The 19603-nt window shown below is 73.9% G+C and carries 14 protein-coding genes; 6 read left to right on the top strand and 8 right to left on the bottom strand.

Translation table 11 applies throughout. From position 1 onward, the window contains the following. The 6 genes from ABZX40_RS20225 to ABZX40_RS20200 all read right to left on the bottom strand — a co-directional run. On the bottom strand, positions 1 to 1063 hold a 1063-nt coding region (locus ABZX40_RS20225; RefSeq protein WP_356162603.1), incomplete at its 3' end, for an alpha/beta fold hydrolase. Further along, the gene (locus ABZX40_RS20220) at positions 1060 to 2919 is read right to left on the bottom strand and encodes an ABC transporter ATP-binding protein (protein WP_355733710.1); all 1860 of its coding nucleotides are present in this window, start codon (positions 2917 to 2919) and stop codon (positions 1060 to 1062) included. The genes ABZX40_RS20220 and ABZX40_RS20225, both read right to left, overlap by 4 nt. After that, positions 2916 to 3803, bottom strand: a complete 888-nt coding sequence (locus tag ABZX40_RS20215) for an ABC transporter permease (RefSeq protein WP_355733708.1) — start codon at positions 3801 to 3803, stop codon at positions 2916 to 2918. The genes ABZX40_RS20220 and ABZX40_RS20215 overlap by 4 nt, the downstream gene beginning before the upstream one ends. Before the next feature lie 2 nt (positions 3804 to 3805). Beyond that, complete coding sequence (locus ABZX40_RS20210) at positions 3806 to 4753, bottom strand: ABC transporter permease (protein WP_355733706.1); 948 nt, start codon at positions 4751 to 4753, stop codon at positions 3806 to 3808. Next, positions 4750 to 6432 (bottom strand): ABC transporter substrate-binding protein, encoded by a 1683-nt coding sequence (locus ABZX40_RS20205; RefSeq protein ID WP_355733703.1) that lies wholly within the window; start codon positions 6430 to 6432, stop codon positions 4750 to 4752. The genes ABZX40_RS20210 and ABZX40_RS20205 overlap by 4 nt, the downstream gene beginning before the upstream one ends. Before the next feature lie 76 nt (positions 6433 to 6508). Further along, on the bottom strand, positions 6509 to 7714 hold the full coding sequence (locus tag ABZX40_RS20200) for an acyl-CoA dehydrogenase family protein (protein WP_355733700.1): 1206 nt from the start codon (positions 7712 to 7714) through the stop codon (positions 6509 to 6511). A 775-nt stretch (positions 7715 to 8489) separates the two neighbouring features. On the opposite strand from ABZX40_RS20200, the gene ABZX40_RS20195 reads away from it, so the two are divergent. Further along, complete coding sequence (locus ABZX40_RS20195) at positions 8490 to 9032, top strand: DUF6328 family protein (RefSeq protein WP_355733697.1); 543 nt, start codon at positions 8490 to 8492, stop codon at positions 9030 to 9032. Here ABZX40_RS20195 and ABZX40_RS20190 read toward each other — a convergent pair. Further along, a complete protein-coding gene (locus tag ABZX40_RS20190; protein WP_355733693.1) occupies positions 9029 to 9619 on the bottom strand; it encodes a MarR family transcriptional regulator in 591 nt (196 codons plus the stop codon). The two genes, ABZX40_RS20195 and ABZX40_RS20190, sit on opposite strands and share 4 nt — an antisense overlap. A 63-nt stretch (positions 9620 to 9682) precedes the next feature. Between ABZX40_RS20190 and ABZX40_RS20185 the strand changes: the two genes are divergently transcribed. Next, on the top strand, positions 9683 to 10648 hold the full coding sequence (locus ABZX40_RS20185; RefSeq protein WP_355733690.1) for an EamA family transporter: 966 nt from the start codon (positions 9683 to 9685) through the stop codon (positions 10646 to 10648). A 50-nt stretch (positions 10649 to 10698) separates the two neighbouring features. Here ABZX40_RS20185 and ABZX40_RS20180 read toward each other — a convergent pair whose 3' ends face one another. Beyond that, entirely contained in the window at positions 10699 to 14904 is a 4206-nt protein-coding gene (locus tag ABZX40_RS20180; protein ID WP_355733687.1) for a bifunctional nitrate reductase/sulfite reductase flavoprotein subunit alpha, read from the bottom strand. A 247-nt stretch (positions 14905 to 15151) separates the two neighbouring features. On the opposite strand from ABZX40_RS20180, the gene ABZX40_RS20175 reads away from it, so the two are divergent. From ABZX40_RS20175 to ABZX40_RS20160, 4 genes are all read left to right on the top strand, one after another. Further along, complete coding sequence (locus ABZX40_RS20175) at positions 15152 to 16105, top strand: DUF1648 domain-containing protein (protein WP_355733684.1); 954 nt, start codon at positions 15152 to 15154, stop codon at positions 16103 to 16105. A gap of 2 nt (positions 16106 to 16107) precedes the next feature. Next, positions 16108 to 16518 carry a GntR family transcriptional regulator gene (locus ABZX40_RS20170; protein ID WP_355733681.1) on the top strand — a complete coding sequence of 137 codons (411 nt, stop codon included), beginning with the start codon at positions 16108 to 16110 and terminating at the stop codon, positions 16516 to 16518. Between the two features lie 237 nt (positions 16519 to 16755). Beyond that, positions 16756 to 18444 carry a VanW family protein gene (locus tag ABZX40_RS20165; RefSeq protein WP_355733927.1) on the top strand — a complete coding sequence of 563 codons (1689 nt, stop codon included), beginning with the start codon at positions 16756 to 16758 and terminating at the stop codon, positions 18442 to 18444. A 102-nt stretch (positions 18445 to 18546) separates the two neighbouring features. Then, positions 18547 to 19524: a Ppx/GppA family phosphatase gene (locus ABZX40_RS20160; RefSeq protein ID WP_355733679.1), complete on the top strand. Its 978-nt coding sequence runs from the start codon at positions 18547 to 18549 to the stop codon at positions 19522 to 19524. Positions 19525 to 19603 lie beyond the last annotated feature (79 nt).

The raw sequence follows: 19603 nt of genomic DNA, 5'->3' as shown, positions 1-19603 counted from the left end.
AGGCGGCGGAAGCGGCGGGGCCGCGGTCCTGCGGTCGCACGGAAGCGGCGGGATCGCGGTCCTGCGGTTGCGCGGAGGCGACGGAAGCGCCGGGATCGCGGTCCGCCGGTCGCACGGAGGCGCCGCGCGGCGGCCGTACCCCGGCCCCTGCCCCAGTTCCAGCCCCGGCCCTAGCCGCGGCCCCAGTCCCAGTGCCGGCCTCAGTCCCTGCCCCAGTCCCAGCCCCCGCCCCAGCCCCCCGGCCGTCATCCGGCGACGGCACCCGCACCCGCACCCCCACCCCCGCCCCCGCACCGGCCGTGTGGAGCAACCGCGTGCGGATCACCCCCGCGATCCGCTCCACCTGGTCCGCGACGAAGAAGTGGCCGCCCTCGAAGGTCAGTACCTCGGTCGGGCCGTCCGTGTGCCGCTGCCAGGCGTGGGCCTCCTCGGGCGTCACCTTGTCGTCCCCGGTGCCGGTCAGGACCGTGACCGGGGCCGCGATCGGGGGGCCGGGGCGGTGGCGGTAGCGCTCGATGGCCCGGTAGTCGCCGCGCAGCGTCGGCAGGATCAGGGCCAGCAGCTCGGGCTCGGCCAGCAGCTCCGGCGGGGTGCCGCCCTGCCGGACGATCTCGGCGGTCAGCTCGTCGTCCGCCGCGAGATGCAGCCGCTCGGTCTCCCGGACGGTGGACGGGGCCCGCCGTCCCGACGCGAACAGCGCGGTCGGGCCGGTGCTCGTGGAGGCGGTCAGCCGCCGGGCCGTCTCATAGGCCACGACCGCGCCCATGCTGTGCCCGAAGAACGCCGTCGGCTCCTCGCCCCACGAGGGCCTCAGCACGGCGGTCACCGCGTCGGCCAGCGGCTCGATCTCGGTGAACTGGGGCTCGCCCCGGCGCTCCAGCCGTCCCGGGTACTGCACGGCCCATACCTCCACCTGCGGGTGGAGCAGTTCGGACAGGCGCCGGAAGTAGCCGGCCGACCCGCCGGCGTGCGGGAAGCACACCAGCCGGGTCGCCGCCGTCGGCGACGGATGGAAGGCGCGGAGCCAGCGGTCGGTGTCGGGATGGTCCACAGGTGCGGTCATGTCCGTGATTCTTGTCCTTCCGGGGTCCGTTCGGGGCGGGGGAGCGAGGTCAGCAACTCCCGGGTGTAGGGATGCGCCGGGCTGGCGAACACCTGCCCGACCGGCCCCGACTCCACCAGCCGCCCGTCCTTCATCACCACGACCCGGTCACTGACGTGGTGCACCACCCCGAGGTCGTGCGAGATGAACAGCAGCGCCAGCCCCAGCTCCCGCCGCAGCTCCGCCAGCAGATCCAGCACCTGCGCCTGGATCGACACATCCAGCGCCGACACCGGTTCGTCGCAGACGATCAGCCGCGGCCCGGTGGCCAGGGCCCGCGCGATGGCCACCCGCTGGCGCTGCCCGCCGGACAGTTCCAGCGGGCGCCGCTCGGTGAGCCCGGCGGGCAGCCCGACCTGGTCGAGCAGTTCGGCCACCCGCGCCGCCCGCGCCCGCCCCCGTGCCACCCCGGCGCGCGCCACCGCCTCGGCGAGGATCCGCCGCACACTGTGCCGGGGATCGAACGAGCCCAGCGGATCCTGGTGCACCACCTGGAGCCGGGACCGCCGCCCCCGCCGCTCCCGCTCCGGCAGCCCGCTCCACGCCTGACCCTCGAACCGCACCGTCCCCGCGTCCGGTTCGGTCAGCCCCAGCACCATCCGGGCCGTGGTCGACTTCCCCGACCCCGACTCCCCGACCAGCCCCAGCGTCTGACCGCCCGCGATCCGGAACGACACCTCGTCGACCGCGGTGTACGACACCCCGTCCGCCGACCGGAACCGCTTGACCAGCCCTTGTACATCGAGCAGCGCGGGCGCGTCGGCGGGCGCCGCCGGGACCTCGCCCCGGTGTTCCGGCGAGGACACGGCGGCCGGACGCGCCACCGGCCCGGCGATGGCCGTACCCGGGTGCCAGCACAGCGCCAGATGCCCGCCCAGATCCGGCTGGGGCGCGGGCAGTTCCGTACGGCAGCGGCTGTCGGCGGCCGGGCAGCGGGCCGCGTACGGGCAGCCGTCCGGACCGGGGGCCAGGCCGTCGCGCGGGGCCGGGACGGACAGCGGGCCGCCCTTGGACGCGAAGGTGGGGACGGCCGCCAGCAGCGCCCTGGTGTAGGGGTGCCGGGGATCCTTGAGGACGTCCCGGGCCGGGCCCTGTTCCACGATCCGGCCGCCGTACATCACCGCCACCCGGTCCGCGAGGCGGGCCACCACCGAAAGATCGTGACTGATCAGCAGCAGGCCCGTACCGGCGCCGACCAGCCGCCCCAGCAGATCCAGGATCTGTGCCTGCACGGTGACATCGAGGGCCGTCGTCGGCTCGTCCGCGACCAGCAGTTCCGGCGCCCCGGACAGCGCGGACGCGATCAGCGCCCGCTGCCGCAGCCCGCCCGACAGCTGATGCGGATGCTCGGCCGCCCGGCGCGGCGGATCCGGCACCCCGGCGTCCGCCAGCAGGGCCAGCGTCCGCTCGGCCGCCTCCGCGCCCCGGGCCAGCCCATGGGTGGTCAGCGTCTCGCGGATCTCGGCGCCCACCGTCCGCAGCGGGTCCAGCGAGACCAGCGCGTCCTGGAGCACCAGCCCGATCCGCCGCCCCCGCACCGCCCGCCACTCGCGCTCCGACAGCGCGGTCAGATCGACCCCGTCGAAGCCGAGCCGCCGCGCCCGCACCCGGGCCCCCGCCCCGGTCAGCCCCAGCAGGGTCCGGGCCGTGACACTCTTGCCCGACCCCGACTCGCCCACCACCGCCAGGCATTCGCCCCGCCGCAGCGTGAACGACACATCCCGCACGGCGGGGACCCCCGCACCGCGCCCGAAGGTCACCTCCAGGCCCTCGACGCTCAGCAACGGCTCCTGCGGCACTGCGCCTGTGGCACTCATCGCGCGGACCTCCGGGTGAAGCGCTCCTGGACATGACGGCCCACCACATTCACGGCGATGACGGTCACCGTGACCGCCGCCCCCGGGAACACCCCGATCCACCAGGCCGTCTGGAGGAAGTCCCGCCCGGCGGACAGCAGCGCCCCCCACTCCGGTGAGGGCGCCGCCGGACCCAGCCCGAGAAAGCTCAGCCCCGACGCCGAGATCAGCGCCGTGCCGAACCCGACGGCCGCCAGGGTCAGCAGCGGCGCGAGCGCGTTCGGCAGCACATGGCGCAGCACGATCGTCCGCCGGGGCAGCCCCAGCGCCACCGCCGACTCCACATACCCCGAGCGCCGCACGACCAGCGCCTCCGCCCGCACCAGCCGGGCGTACCCGGGGACGAACGCGATCCCGATCGCCAGCATCACATTGACCGTGCCCGCCCCCAGCACCGCCACGATCAGCAGCGCCAGCAGCAGCGCGGGCAGCGCCAGCAGGGCATCGGCCAGCCGCATCAGCACCTGGTCGGCGATCCGCCCGCCCAGCGCCGCCGCCAGCCCGAACGCCGCGCCCAGCACGACCGACAGCACCGTCGAGCCGAACCCCAGCAGCAGCGAGGGGCGGGCCCCGTACAGGATGCGGGTGTAGAGGTCGCGGCCCAACTGGTCGGTGCCGAGCCAGTGCCCGGCGCCGGGGCCGCGCAGCGCGGCCGGGGGGTCGGTCGCGGTGGGCGAGCCGCTGGTGAACAGGCCCGGCGCCACCGCCACCAGCACCACGAGCAGCAGCAGCGCGCCCGCGAGCAGCACGCTCACCGGCGGTCCGGCCAGGCGCCGCCGCCGTGCCGGGGCGGACACGGCGGCGGCGGGTTTCGGGCCGAGTTCGGGGACGAGGGTGGTGGCCATGGTCACGCGCTCCTGAGCCGTGGGTCGACAACGGGGTACAGCAGATCCACCACGGTGGAGATCACGACGAACACGAACGCCGACAGCAGCACCACACCGATCACCACCGGCATGTCCTTGGCGGTGACGGCCTGGAGCACCAGCGAGCCGATGCCGGGCCGCCCGAACACCGTCTCCACCAGCACCGCCCCGCCGATCAGCGAACCGGTCAGCCAGCCCGTGAGGGTGAGCAGCGGTACGGCCGCGTGCCGCAGCGCGTGCCGCAGCCGTACCGCCCACTGGCCGGCGCCCCGGGAGCGGGCGGTGACCACGAACGGCTGGCCGAGCGCCGCCTCCAGTCCCTCCCGCAGCACCTGGGCCATGACCCCGGTCAGCGGCAGTGCCAGGGTCACCGCGGGCAGCACCAGGGCCGCGAACCCGTCGGCGCCGGCCACCGGGAACACCGGGAGCTGGAACGAGAACACGGTCAGCAGCACGATCCCCACCCAGTAGGCCGGGGTGGAGGCCGCGATCAGCTCCGCCACCGACGCCACCGCCCGCAGCCCCGGCCGCCGCCCCGCCGTGGCCACCGCGGACAGCACCGCGAGGACCGCGGCCAGCAGCAGCGCGGCCGAGGCCAGTTGCAGGGTGGGCACCAGCTGATCCCCGATCAGCTCCCACACCGGCCGCTGGAGCTGGTACGACTCGCCGAGATCGCCCGTCGCCAGCCGCCCCAGATACCGGACGTACTGCTCGGCGACCGGAGAATCGAAGCCGTACTCCCGGCGGATCTCCGCCCGTACCTCCGGGGTGCCCGCGGTGGACGGGCCCAGCAGCACGGACACCGGGTCGCCGGGGATGAGCCGCAGCGCCAGGAAGGCGAGGGTGGCGGCCCCGGCGAGCACGGCGACGGCCGAGCCCAGCCGGGTCACCGCGGCCCGCGCGAGACGGCCCGCCGGGAGCCGCTTCACCGCTCGTCCAGCCAGGCGTCGTAGTACGTCAGCCAGTTGCTGGCGCTGAAGGTCAGGCCCTGGACGGCGGTCGAGGCGCCGACCAGGGACACCTGGGTGTAGAGCGGGACGACCAGCGCGAGATCGACGGCCCGCTGCTGCGCCTTGGGGTAGACATCGGCGTGGACCTTCTCGTCCAGCGTGGCCCGGCCCTCGTCCGTCCAGGCGTCGAGCTGGTCGTCCTGGACGAAGGTGGCGTTGATGCCGCCCTCGGCCGGGGCGCTGCCCGAGTTCAGGAACAGCCACAGCACATCCGGGCTGAACCGGGGCCAGCTCAGATCGACGATGTGCGCCTGCCCGCCGTACACCTCGGTGTTGTAGGTGCCCAGGTCGAGGTTGGGGCGCTTCACCTCGACGCCGATCTCCTTGAGGTCCGCCTGCACGGCCTGGCCGAGGACGTCACGCCCCTCGCGGGTGGCCTGGATCGACAGCTGCGGCCACTCGATGGTGAGCCGCTTGCCGCCCTTGGTGCGGTAGCCGTCGGCGTCCCGCGCGGTCCAGCCCGCCTCGTCCAGCAACTCCCCGGCCAGCTCGGGGTCGTGGGGCCAGCTGCCTTCCAGTGTCTTGTCGTAGTAGGGGGTGGTGGGGCTGATCGGGCTCCACGCGCGCGGGTACTGGCCGAAGGTGACCGTCTCGACATTGGTGTCGATGTCGATGCCGCGCTGCACCGCCTCGCGGACCCGCTGGTCGTCGAAGGGGGCGAGGGAGCCGTTGAGCCACAGGTTGTAGTTGCCGCCCGGGTTCTGCCGGGTGAGCAGCTCGAACCCGGAGGTCGCCTTGACCGTGGACACGTTCTGCGGCGGCACGGCCTTGGCCACCTGGACCTGGCCGCTGGTCAGCGCGCCGGAGCGGACCGAGGCGGTGGGCAGGAAGCGGAACTCCAGCTTGTCGAGATGGGCGGGGCCGGTGTGCTCGGCGGTGGCGGGCGCCCAGTCGTAGTCCGGGTTGCGGGTCAGCTCCGCCGACTGGCCCTTGGTGTACCGGCTGAACAGGAACGGCCCGCTGCCCACATTGGTGGGCCCGCCCGCGGCGAGCTTGCCCGCGTCCGACTTCAGGGTGTCGGGGGAGTAGAAGCCCAGATAGGGCGTGCTGGCCGCCTGGAGGAACGGGGCGAACGGCTCGGAGAAGGAGACCTTCGCGGTGTGGGTGCCGACGACCTCGGTCCCGGTGTAGGGGCCGAGCAGATTGACCGCGTACAGCGACTTGGTGGAGTCGGCCACGATGTGGTCGAAGTTGGCCTTCACCGCGGCGGCGTCGAACGCGGTCCCGTCGGTGAAGGTCACATCGTCGCGCAGTTCGAAGGTGTAGGTCTTGTAGTCGTCCGACACCTCCCACTCGGTGGCCAGCCAGGGGTGGAACTTCCCGGCGGAGTCCTGGGAGACCAGGGAGTCCACCACCTGCCGCTGGATCTCGGCGGTGATGTCCTGGGTGCTGGCGTGCACATCCCAGGAGACCGGTTCGGTGTCGACGGCGGTGGTGAGCGTGCCGCCCCGGACCGGGGTGTCCGAGCCGGCGCCGGCGTCGCTGTCACCACCCGACGAGCAGGCGGTGAGCAGCAGCAGTCCGGCGACCGCCGCCGCGATCCGGCGGACCGGACGGGACGGACGACGCGAGGGGGCGGGACGGGAACGCGGGAGCATGGCGGTACCTCTGGGGTGAGCGGGGCCGGGCGACGGATCGAAGGGGTACGAGGGTGGGGGCGGGAGCGGGTCGGGGTCAGGCATCGGGTGCCTTCACCGCCAGGGCCGCCGCGCCGACCAGCGGCAGCACGGCGTCCTCGCCGGGGGCGTGCACCCCGGCCGACTGGATGTCACGGAAGTGCCGCTCCAGCGGGTTGTCCTGGGCCAGCCCCGGATTGCCGAGCAGCCGCAGCCCGGTCTCGACGGCCCGGGTGACCTGGCGGACGACGACCACCTTGGCGGCGAGCGCGTCGAGACCGCGGACCGGTTCGCCCCGGTCGACCTGCCCGGCGACCCCGAAGATCAGCTGCTCGGCGGTGGTCAGCAGGGTCTCGATCTCACCGGCCCCGCGCTCGAAGCGCCCGGTGGTGGCCAGCGGACGGCCCAGCCCGGACGGCACCCTGCTGTGGGCGAAGCCGTGCACGGCGCTCTGCGCGGCCCGCGCGACCCCGAGGTACAGGGCCGACGACAGCAGCAGCGTCACACTGCCGGGCAGGGTGCCCGGGGCGGGATCGGCGCCGGGCGGGGCCAGTTCGTGGAGGTGGTCGGCCGGGATCTCGACGTCCGTGAACGCCACCTCGTGGCTGCCGGTGGCGCGCATGCCGAGCTGGTGCCAGGTCGGCACGATCTCGATGCCGGGGGTGCCGGCCGGGACGATGAAGGTGCCGACGCGCGGCTCCGGCTCGTCCGTCGCCGCCCACACCAGGAAGTAGCTCAGCCCCTCGGAGCCGGTGACATACCGCTTGCGACCGCTGACCGACCAGCCGTGCGCGGTGCGCCGGGCGGTGGTGGCGGGCAGGCCCCGGGTGGAGGAGCCCAGTTCCGGTTCCGCCCGCGCGTGGTTGAGCAGCGTCGGCCGCAGCGCGGACTCCGCCAGCACCCGCCGGTACAGCTCCTCGGGCCAGGGACTGCGGGGCTGGATCAGATGCGGGACGATCGTCATCCCGGCGATCAGCGCGACGGACGGGTCCCCGCGCCCCAGCGCCAGCAGGATGCGGGTGATGTCGGTGAACGACCCGCCCGGACCGCCGTACCGGGGATCGACGCCCGCGGTCAACAGCCCGGCATCATGGGCGAGTTGGAGGGACTCGCGGGGGAAGGCGCCGCTGCGGTCGTACTCCGGGGCGCGGGCCGCGAGCGCCGCGCTCACCTCGTCGAGCCGTCCGAGGTCGAAGCCGGGCAGCCGGGGCGTCTCCACGACGGCGGCGGGGGAGGGGGATGGGGAGGGGGTGGTGGCGGTCATGACGCCCCCGCGGGAGCGAGGAGGGTCGGGACGGCGGGCGCGGGGGCCACAGGCATGGGCGTGTCCTTGGTGTCGGGTGACGCTCCGGCCACCGGGGGTGAGCGGAGCGAGGGACGACGACACGGCCCACCGGAGGCACCCGGCCGAGGGCGGGGCGCGACCGTGGGGGGAGCGGCGGGAGAACCGTGTCAGAGAGCGCGGGCGGCAACCCGTGGTCCGCCCCGCGCGGTCGGGCTCACCGCCGTGGCAGGGCGGCGCGACCGGAGGCGGAGGCGGGGAAGAAGGGGGGGAAGGGGAGAGGGATCAGCGACAGCTGGTGGACTTGACCCTGCCGAAGTCCACGACGCGGCACTGCGTCAGACAGGGCAGCAGAAGATCACCGCGGCCAAGGCGGAGCGCATCGGCGGCACACCGGCCGAAATCCGTCGCAGTCTCAGGCCCGAACATGCTTGTGAGCATGCAGGATGATCACCTGTCACGTCCAATGCCGATTTCTGATCAAGGCTGATCGCAAGAGGCGATCGATCGCCCCCAGGTACCTCTCCCGGGACCCCGCCTGGCCCGTACGCCCGCCCCGGGGAGCGCTCGCGAGCTGAATTTCATACGATATGCCCCTTGCCGGGCTTGATCGCATGCCCTCGGGGGCGTGCGTGCGGCCGGACTCGGGGCGTGTTCCCAGTTCTGATCAAGAGCGCAGTGAGCACGCGCACAGCGGCGAGGGCCGAGGCGGGGCCGGAACCAGGCGGAAGCGGGACCCGAGGGAAGGAGGCCGGGGATGGCGGGGACGGAAGGGAAGGCGCCGGACGGCGGCGGCTTCCGGCGGGGACGCGCGGAGACCGAGGAGGAGCGGGCGGACCGGCAGTGGGCCGATCTGCTCCAAGAGGTGCGGGTGACCCAGACCGGTGTGCAGATCCTGTTCGGCTTTCTGCTCGCGGTGGTGTTCCAGCCGCGCTTCTCCGATCTGTCCGACGCGGATCAGGCCATCTATCTCCTCACCGTGTTCCTCGGTGCCATGGCGACCGGGGCGCTGATCGGCCCGGTGGCCCTGCACCGGATGCTGACCGGCCGCCGGGTCAAGCCGCAGACGGTCGTCTGGGCGTCCCGGCTGACGGTGCTCGGGCTGGTCCTGCTGCTGGGCACGATGGCGTCGGCGCTGCTGCTGATCCTGCGGGTCGTGCTGGACGACGCGCTCGCGGGCTGGCTGGTGGTGCCGGTGGTGGTGTGGTTCCTGCTGCTCTGGTTCCTCCTGCCGCTGTGGGCGAGGGTGCGGAGCGTGCCCAGGGAGGAGCCGTTCGCACGGCCCCGGGAAGGGGATTAACGACCTGGAGTCTGGTGGTGGGCCGGAGTCTCGCGGTCCGGAGTCCCGTGGTCCGGAGTCTCGTGGCCCGGAGGATCCTCCAGTCGGCCGAGCCACTCCCTGAGCAGTGCCTCCAGCGCCGCCGCCTCGACCGGGGTGAGCAGATCCAGCAGACGGCGCTCATTGCGCATGTGCTCCGCGAAGGCCCGGTCGATCAGCTCACGGCCGGGGCGGGTCAGGGCGACGATCCGTCCGCGCTGATCGTCGGCGGCCCGGCGCCGGGTGACCAGCCCGGCCTGCTCCAGCCGGTCGATCCGCTTGGTCATCGCGCCCGTGGTCACCATGGTGTGCGCGGCCAGCTCGCCCGGCGCCCGCTCGTACGGCTCCCCGGCCCGGCGCAGCGCGCACAGCACATCGAACTCGCCCTCGCTGAGCCCGTATCTCCCGTACACCAGGGTCAGTTCGGCGGTGAGCCGCCCCGCCAGCCGGTGCAGCCGCCCGATCACCCCCTGCGGCCCCACATCGAGATCGGGCCGCTCCCGGCCCCACTCGGCCTGGATGCGGCCCACCTGGTCGAGTGGGACACCCACCGCCGGATCACTGTCCATGACCGACTCCTCTCCACCTTTCGCACGACCCTGATAGCTTCCCGGGAAGCTATAGTACCTTCCATGGAAGGCAATCTGCGCTGGGTCGCCCTGACCGCCGTGGCCCCGGTGGCCTGGGGGACGAACTACTACGTCACCCATGAATACCTCCCGGCGGACCGCCCGCTGCTCGGCGCCGCGCTGCGCGCGCTGCCCGCCGGTCTGGTGCTGCTCGCTGTGGCCCGGCGGCGCCCGCGCGGGGTGTGGTGGTGGCGGTCGGCGGTCCTCGGCCTGCTCAACATGAGCGTCTTCTTCGTCCTCGTCTACGCCGCGTCCCAACTGCTCCCGACGAGTGTCGCCGCCACGGTGATGGCGGTGTCCCCGCTGACGATGATGCTGGTCGCCTGGCCCCTGGTCGCCGAACGGCCCCGGGGCGCCCCGCTGCTCGGCGCGGTGATCGGGCTCGGCGGGGTCGGGCTGATGCTGCTCACCGGCGAGGGCGGCGCGCGTCTCGCGGGGATCGCGGCCTCGGCCGCCGCCGTCCTGGTGTCGTCCTTCGGGCATCTCCTCGCCAAGCGCTGGAGCGACGGCGCCGATGTGCTCGCCTCCACCGCCTGGCAGCTCACCGCCGGAGGGATCCTCCTGCTCCCGGTCGCCGCGGTCGTGGAGGGCCCGCCGCCCGCCCTCTCCGCCCCCGCCCTCCTGGCATTCGCCTATGTCGCCCTGATCGCCACCGCGCTCGCCTTCGTCGCCTGGTTCACCGGCCTGCGCCGACTGCCCGCCGGCACGGTCGGTCTGATAGGGCTCCTCAACCCGGTCACCGGAGTGCTGCTGGGCACGGCCGTCGCCGGGGATGTCCTGACGGTGCAGCAACTGTGCGGGCTGGCGCTGGTGCTGGCCGGTGTCGTGCTGGGCATCCCGCGACAACGGCCCGCCCCGCGACAACGGCCCGCCCCACCCGACGGGGCGCCCCCGCCGCCCGACGGTGAGCAGTCGCCCGGGTGGTGTGCGAGCGGCACGGGGCGTCGGGGTGCCGCCGGGCCGCCCTGACCGGGCCGGACACCGAGCCGGGCGACCCGCCGGGCGCGAGGAGGCCCCGCTCAGTACACATCCCGCACATACCGCTTCTCCGTCGCCAGGCGGCGGACGTACGCGGACGCCTCGTCCGGGTCCATGCCGCCCTGGGTGGCGACGATGTCCCGCAGGGCCCGGTCGACGTCCTTGGCCATCCGCCCGGCGTCGCCGCAGACGTAGAAGCGGGCGCCGTCGCGGAGCCACTGCCACAGGCGGGGGCCGTGTTCGCGCATCCGGTCCTGGACATAGACCTTGTTGCGCTGGTCCCGGGAGAAGGCGAGGTCGAGGCGGTCCAGATGGCCGGAGTCCCGGTACTCCTCCAGCTCCTCGCGGTAGTAGAAGTCGGTGGCCCGGCGCTGTTCGCCGAAGAAGAGCCAGTTGGGGCCGGAGTGGCCGAGGGCCCGGCGCTCCTCCAGGAAACCGATGAAGGGCGCCACGCCCGTCCCCGGACCGACCATGATCATGGGTGCGGCGGGGTCGGAGGGCGGCCGGAAGTGCGGGGCGCGCTGGACGAACACCTGGACCGGGCCGTCGTCCGCGTGATCGGCGAGATACGCCGAGCAGACCCCCGCCCGACCCCGGCCCTGGCTGCCGCCGTAGCGGACGACGGACACGGTGAGCCGCACCTCGCCGGGGTGGGCGAGCGGGCTGGACGAGATGGAGTACAGCCGGGGTGTCAGTCGCCGCAGCACCCCCGCCCACTCGGCCGCCGAGGCGCGGACCGGGAACTCGGCGAGGACATCGGCGGCCTGGCGGCCCCAGCTCCACTGCGCAAGCGCGTCCTTGTTGTCCGGGCGCAGCAGCCGTTTGAGCTCATGGCTGCCGGTCCGCTCGGTCATGAACCGCAGCAGCTCGGCGCCGACCCGGGTGATGTCGAGCCGGGTGCGCAGCGCCTCTTCGAGGGGCAGCGGGGCGGCGTCGCCCAGGTCCACCGGCTCATCGGGGCCGAGGCCGGTGAGCGCGAGCCACTCGGCGACCAGTCCGGCCCCGTTCACCGGCCAGACGCCGAGGGCGTCCCCGGCGTCGTAGGCGAGTTCGCCGTCGCGGGTGTCGAAGGCGAACTGCCGGACCTCCTTGCCCGAACCGGGCAGACTCAGCAGCCGGTTGCCCATGAGGAGGGTCGCGAAGGGGGAGGACTTGGAGTGGCCGGTGGGGGCGGGCGGTGAGGGGGGCGGGGGGCCGGTTTCCGTGGTGAGTGCCGTGCGTGTGGTGAGTGTGGTGAGCGCGGTGACCACCTCACCCAGCCAGTGCTCGGCGGTCTCCTCGAAGTCCGGTTCGCAGTCGGCGCGTGGGACCAGCCGGGTCGCGCCGAGGGCGTCGAGCCGTTCGTCCAGCCGTCGTCCGTGACCGCAGAAGTCGTCGTAGCTGGAGTCGCCGAAGGCGAGCACCGCGTACCGGGTGCCGTCCAGGCGGGGCGCGTCCGGCGCGGTCAGGGCCCGCCAGAACGCGGAGCCGTTGTCGGGGGCGTCGCCGTCGCCGAAGGTGCTGGTGATGAGCAGGACATCGGTGCCGGGGGCGCCGGTGAGGCGGGCCGGGGCCGTCTCCTCCATCGGGAGCAGTTCGGGGGTCCGGCCGGTCGCCGCGAGCCGGGCGACGGCCCCGGCCGCGAACTCCTCGGCGGTGCCGGTCTGGGAGGCCCAGAGGATCAGCAGCCGCCGGGTGGGCGCGGGCGCGTCGGCGTCCGGTACGGGGGCGTCCGTGGCCCGGGAGTACAGGCCCGCCAGGACGCCGTCCACCCACAGGGCGTGGTCCGGCGCGAAGGGGGCGCCCGGCGGGAGGACGGGGACCCGCCCGTCGGGGGGAGCGGCGGCGAGACCGGCGAGGTACCCGGACAGATACCGCCGCTCGGGTCCGCTCAGCGGCGCGGGCGCCTCCTCGGCGACGCCGAACAGCTCGGCGAGCGCACGGACCGGGGAACCGGCGAGGGAGGCCACCGCGGTCGCCGGCCCGTGGGCGCCGTCGGCCGTCGCCGGGAGCGGCGCGGCGATCGGCCCGGTGACCGGCACCGTCCGCGTCCGGTCCGCCGCAGGGACCGCCGGTACGGTCGCGGCGATCGGGGTCAGCGCGACCGCGCAGACCTTGAACTCGGGCTGGAAGGACAGCGGGTCGACGGCGTCGCTGGTGACGGCGTTGATGCTGAGGTACTCGCCGAACAGGTCGTTCCAGTGGAAGGGCGCGAAGCAGTCGCCGGGCCGCACCCGGTCGGTGACCCGGACGGGCAGCACGGCCCGGCCCCGCCGGGACGCGATCTCCAGCGGGTCGCCGTCGGTGACGCCCAGCGCGGCGGCATTCTCGGGGTGGATCTCCACGAACGGGCCGGGGTCGAGCCTGTTCAGCTTGGCGACCTTGCCGGTCTTGGTGAGGGTGTGCCACTGGTGCTGGAGCCGCCCGGTGTTGAGGACGAACGGGTAGTCGTCGTCGGGGAGTTCGGCCGCCGGGAGATGCGGGCGGGCGAAGAACCGGGCCCGTCCGTCGGGGGTCGGGAAGGCCAGCCGGGGGCGGCTGCCGTCGGCGCGCTCCAGCAGGGTCTGGCTGACCCCGTCGTTGAGATAGCGGACCGGGTTGCGGTCCGGTCCGTCGGCGTGCGCGGCGGGCCACTGGACGGGGGTGGCGCGCAGCCGGTCGTAGGTCACCCCGCGCAGATCCCAGCCGGTCTTCGGGTTCCAGGCCCGCTTCAGCTCCTCGAAGACCTCCTCGGCGCAGGTGTAGGTGAACGCCTCGGCGAAGCCCATCGCGCAGGCCACCTCGGCGATCAGCCGCCAGTCCGGCAGCGCCTGCCCCGGCGGGTCGACGACCCCCGGCACGAGGGTGAGGTTGCGCTCGGAGTTGACCATCACCCCCTCCGACTCGGCCCACAGCGTGGCGGGCAGCACGACATCCGCGTACGCGTTGGTCTCGGTGTCGGCGAAGACGTCCTGGGTGATCACCAGTTCCGCGGCCTCCAGGCCCGCGATGACCGTTCTGCGGTTGGCGACCGAGGCGACCGGGTTGGTGCAGATGATCCAGCACGCCTTGATGTCCCCGGCGGCCATCCGCTCGAACATCGCGACCGTGCCGCGCCCCGCCTCGGCGCGCAGCGTCCCGGCCGGGACACCCCACAGCTCCTCCACGAAGGCCCGCTCGTCCGCCGCCAGCACGGAGCGCTGGCCGGGCAGCCCGGGGCCCATGTACCCCATCTCGCGTCCGCCCATGGCGTTGGGCTGGCCGGTCAGCGAGAACGGGCCGCTGCCCGGACGGCAGATCGCGCCGGTCGCCAGATGCAGATTGACCAGGGCGTTGGTGTTCCAGGTGCCGTGCGTGGACTGGTTGAGGCCCATGGTCCAGCAGCTCATCCAGTTCCCGGCCGTGCCGATCCACTCCGCGGCCCGGCGCAGATCGGCCTCGGGGACACCGGTGATCTCCGCGACCCGCTCGGGCGGGTAGTCGGCGAGGAACGCGGGCATCGCGTCCCAGCCGTCGGTGTACGCGGCGATGAAGTCGTCGTCGGTGTGCCCGTTCGCGACCAGCAGATGCAGCAGTCCGTTGAGGAGGGCGAGATCGGTGCCGGGTCTGACCGGCAGATGGAGATCGGCCCTGTCGGCGGTGGCGTTGCGCCGGGGGTCGACCACGATCAGCCGGGCCCCGGCCGACTTGATCCGGTCCATCATCCGCAGAAACAGAATGGGGTGGCAGTCGGCCATGTTCGAGCCGATCACCAGGAACACCTCCGCGTGCTCGAAGTCCTGGTACGAGCCGGGCGGCCCGTCCGCGCCCAGCGACAGCTTGTAGCCGGTCCCGGCGGAGGCCATGCACAGCCGGGAGTTGGACTCGATGTGCTGGGTGCGCAGGAACCCCTTGGCCAGCTTGTTCGCCAGATACTGCGCCTCCAGCGACAGCTGCCCCGACACATACAGGGACAGCGCGTCCGGCCCGTGCGCGTCCAGGATCGCCCGCAGCCGCCCCGCGACCGAGGCGACGGTGTCGGCCACGTCCGCCGCCACCGGCCGGGCGCCCCGCTCGGGCCGGGTCAGCGCGGTGCCGAGCCGTCCGGGCGCCGCCATCAGATCGGCACTGGTCGCCCCCTTGGTGCACAGCCGCCCCGCGTTGGCCGGGTGCGCCTTGTCGCCGCTCGCCCGCGCCACCCGGCGCCGTCCGTCGGCGGGATCCCGGTCCAGCTCCAGCACGACCCCGCAGCCGACCCCGCAGTACGAGCAGACCGTACGGACACTCTCCCTGGCCGAACCGGCTCCCACTGAACCCCCACGTGCGGTGCGTACGCCGTCCCCGGCACCGTACGGAGAGCGAATTTCCGTTCCGTCACACACCGGGAACGGCAGGGGTTACGACGCCCGCACGGGCGGCCGGGCGCGGCTGTGAGGCGATCACCTTCGCGCCTCGACCCACCCCCTCCCTCTGTGCTTATATTGTTCTACTTCAATGCGAACAACTTGCCGACCCGGGCAGCCGCCCGTACACCGCCCTCACCAGGACGGGAGTCCCATGACCGTGACCCTCCGCAGCCGCGCCGCCCTGCCCGCCGTCCCCTTCGCACTGGCCACCGCCGCCTACCTCGGGGTGTTCCTCGCCGGGTACGACCGGCTGCCCGGCGAGCTGGCCACCCACTTCTCCGGCAACGGCGGCGCCGACGGCTTCATGAGCCGCACCGCCGCCCTCTGGTTCGGCGGGGGCCTGCTCATCGCGCTCGGCCTGCTCTTCACCCTGCTCACCGCGACCGCCGACAACGGCGCCAGGGCCCGGCTGACCGCGGCGATCGGCGCCGGTACGGCCGTCACCCTCGGCTATCCGCTGGTCGTCACCGTGCTGGTCAATCTGGACACCCAGGACCCGGCCGACGCCCGGCTGCCGCTCTGGCATCTGGCCGTGCTGCTCCTTGCGGGCCTCACCGCCGCCGCCGTCACCTGGCGGCTGGTCGACGCCGGACCGGGCCGCGCCCCCGCCGCGCCGGTCCCCCCGCTGCCGCTGGCCGACGGGGAGACGGCGGCCTGGAGCCGTACGGTCCTGTCCCGCCCGCTGCTCTGCCCCGCCCTCGCCGTCGCCCTCGGCGGACCCCTCGCCCTGCTGCTCGGACCCTGGCCGCTGGGCGCCGGGCTGCTCGTCGCCGGACTGGCCGGCGCCGCCTTCGCCGCGGTCCGGGTCACCGTCGACCGCAGAGGCGTCACGGTCACCTCCACCCTGCTGCCCCGGCCCCGCCTCACCGTCCCCCTCGCCGACATCACCGGCGCCGCGTCCGTCCGCGTCGACGCCATCGGCGACTTCGGCGGCTGGGGCTACCGGATACGGCCGAACCGGCGCGGAGTGGTACTGCGCTCCGGGGAGGCCCTCTCGGTCCGCACCACCGCCGGACGCGAGTACATCGTCACCGCCGACGACACGACCACCGCCGCCGCGCTGCTGAACGCGCTGGTCGAGCGGCGGACCGGGGAGCGTGGCTAGGGATGCTGTTCCGGGTACGGCCCGGCTCGCCGGTGCCGCTGGGCGAGCAGATCGCCGCCTGTGTGCGCGGGGCCATCGCCGACGGCACGGCGGTTCCGGGGGAGCGGCTGCCGCCCGCCCGCGAGGTCGCCGAGTCGCTGGGCGTCAATGTGCACACCGTGCTGCGCGGCTACCAGCGGCTGCGCGACGAGTCCCTGATCGAGCTGCGCCGGGGACGCGGGGCGGTGATCACCGCGGCGCCCGACGCCCCGGGCCGGGCCCGGCTCACCGAGTGCGTCAACGCCCTGATCGGCCAGGCCCGGGAGCTGGGCCTCACCGACGAGGAGTTCCTCGCCGTCGTCCGGGCCGGGCTCGGCGGTACGGCGGCTTCCGGTTTGCCCGGCGGGGAAGACGGGGAGGCCGGGGCAGGATGAGATGGCCGGATTCCGGGGGGCCGGTGGTGGAGCTTACGGAATCACCACATAGATTCTCATATCATCACCCGCGCCCGGCCGTCTCTCCGGAGAGGGCCGGGCGCCGCGACGGCGGCCCCGACCACCCGCCGCCGTGACCGCCACAGACGAGGAGACCCCGTGCTTCGCTCAGCCCCCGCCGGCCAGCCCGCCGACACCGACGGCATCGCCGACGCCTCACGGGCCGCCCGGCGCCGAATAGGCCGGGCCGCGCTCGTCACGGGAGCGGCGGCCGGGGTCGGCTTCGGCGGGCTCTACCTCGTCGGCCTGCTCACCGCAGGCGACGACGTCCCCGACGGGGTCCGGGTGAGCGGCGTCGACATCGGCGGCATGAGCCGCTCCGAGGCGCGCGCGGCGCTGGAGAAGGGCCTCGCGCAGCAGTGGGCCGAGCCGATACCCGTGCGGGTCGGCGACGAGTCCGCCACCGTCGACGCCCGCACCGCAGGTCTCACCCTGAACAGCGAGGAGACCGTCACCGAGGCCGCCCGCTCGGGCAGCGACCCGTTCACCGTGATCGGCCGCCTCTTCACCAGCGCCGACCGCGATGTCGAACCCGTCGTCGCCGTCGACCGGGACCAGACCCGCGCCGCCCTCACCGAACTGGCCAAGAAGCACGACCGCAAGGCCCGCGAGGGCTCCGTCGGCTTCAAGCAGGGCGAGACCACCCAGGTCAAGCCGGTCACCGGCCGGCAGCTCAACGTGGACGACGCCGTCGGCCCGCTCTCCTCCGTCACCCCCGGCGCCGTCACCGAACCCCTCCGGCTCCCCGTGGACACCACCGACCCCAAGGTCGGCACGGCCGAGGTCGACCGGGTCCTCAAGGACTTCGCCGAACCCGCGATGTCCGGCCCCGTCACCCTCACCACCGGCGCCGGACGCGTCGAGATCACCCCGGCCGTGCTCAGCGAGCACCTCACCGTGAAGCCCGACAAGGCGAACAAACTCGTCCCCGCCCTCGACGGCGCCGGACTCCTCGCCGACCCCGCCGTCGCCAGCGGCCTCGCCCAGGCCACCGACAAGCCCGAGAACGCCAAGCTGCGCATGGAGGGCGGCCGGGTCGTCGTGGCCTCCGGCGGACAGTCCGGCCAGGAAGTCACCGCCGAGGCCCTCAAGGACGCCGTACAGCCCCTGCTGACCGAGTCCGGCTCCGCCGCCCGCACCGGCGCGGTCGCCGTCAAGGAGGTCGAGCCGGAGCTGTCCGCCGCCAATCTGGAGGAGCTGGGCATCAAGGAGCAGATGTCCACCTTCACCGTCAATTTCGAGCCCGAGGCGTACCGCATCACCAACATCGGCCGCGCCGCCGAACTCATCGACGGATCCGTCGTCCTGCCCGGCGAGACCTGGAGCATGAACGGCACGGTCGGCGAACGCACCGAGGCCAACGGCTTCGTCGAGGGCATCATCATCAACAACGACCGCTACGAGCGGGCCGCGGGCGGCGGCGTCTCCGCCGTCGCCACCACCATCTTCAACGCCGTCTTCTTCGCCGGCGTCGACCCGGTCGAGTACGGGGCCCACTCCTTCTACATCGAGCGCTACCCGGAGGGCCGCGAGGCCACCGTCGCCTGGGGCAGCCTCGACCTGAAGTTCCGCAACGACTCCGGCAACGCCCTCTACATCGACGCCCGCGCCACCGACACCTCCATCACCGTCAGCTTCCTCGGCACCAAGAAATACGACGAGGTCGAGTCGGTCACCGGCCCCCGCACCAATGTGGTCGAGCCCGGCACCCGCGAGGGCGCCGCCGAGCAGTGCGTACCGCAGACCCCGCTGGAGGGCTTCGACGTCGCCGTCGACCGGGTCTTCAAGAACGGCGGCGCCGAGGTCAAGCGGGAGACCTTCAACACCCGGTACACGCCCCGTGACGAGGTCGTCTGTGACGCCTGACATCCGGCCGGAACCGGCCCCGCCCCGCGCCGGTTCCGGGCACAGCCGTCAAAGCCGCACATGTACACGCATCACCGGAGCCGCTCCGGGTACGCAACGCCGATGAGGCTGAGTGTGATTGACGCGGGTTCGAACACCGTGCGGCTGGTCGTCGCGGACACCAAGGACGGGGTCCCGCTCCCCGTCCACACCGCGAAATGGAAGCTGCGCCTGTCCGAACAGGTCGGGGCCGGCGGGGCGCTCGGGGAGGCCGCCACCGAGCAGCTCGTCCAGTCCGTCGCCAAGGCCGCCCGGACCGCCGCCCGCTGGGGCGCCCCGCGCCCGCTGGCCTTCGCCACCGCCGTCGTCCGCAACGCCCCCGACCGCACCGAGGTCCTCGCCGCGGTCCGGGACGGCGCCGAGGTGGGCATGTGCGTCCTGCCCGGCGAGCTGGAGGCCGAGCTGACCTTCCTCGCGGTACGGCGCTGGATGGGCTGGCGGGCCGGGCCGCTGGCCCTGTTCGACATCGGCGGCGGCACCCTCGAAGTGGCCTTCGGCCGGGGCCGCACCCCGGAGTTCGCGATCTCCCTGCCGCTCGGCGCGCGACGGCTCACCGACGACTTCCTCGCCCACACCGACCCGCCCGCCCCGGCCGACATCCTCGCCCTGCGCCGGGAGGTGCGCCACCAGTTGCGGGACGCCGGGGCGCGGATCCGCTGGGAGCATCCGCACACCGCCGTCGGCACCTCACGGACGTTCCAGCAACTGGCCCGGCTGTGCGGGGCCGCGCCGGGGCGCCGGGGTCCGTTCGTCCAGCGCGAGGTGGCCCGCGGTGAACTGCGCGCCGCCATCGACCGGCTGGCCGCGCTGCCCGCCGCCGAGCGGGGTGAGCTGCCGGGTATCTCCGCCCCGCGCGCCCGGCAGAGCCTGGCCGGAGCGATCGTCGGGCACACGGCGATGAAGCTCAGCGGGCTGAGGACGCTCGCGGTGTGCCCGTGGGCGCTGCGGGAGGGCATCCTGCTGCGGCATCTGGAGGACGGGCCGGAGTGGTGGGCGGATCTGGAGCGGGGCGACTCCGTCGGGGTGGGTGGGCTGTCCTGAGTGGTGCGGTGCGGGTTGTGGGCGGTTTTTGCGCAGTTCCCCGCGCCCCTGGGGTTCGGTGCGGGTCGTGGTCGCTTTT

The organism is Streptomyces sp. NPDC004610 (assembly GCF_040609715.1).
Taxonomy (GTDB): Bacteria; Actinomycetota; Actinomycetes; order Streptomycetales; family Streptomycetaceae; genus Streptomyces.
Note: the sequence above shows the minus strand (reverse complement) of the source record. Positions and strands in the feature narration are given on the sequence as shown.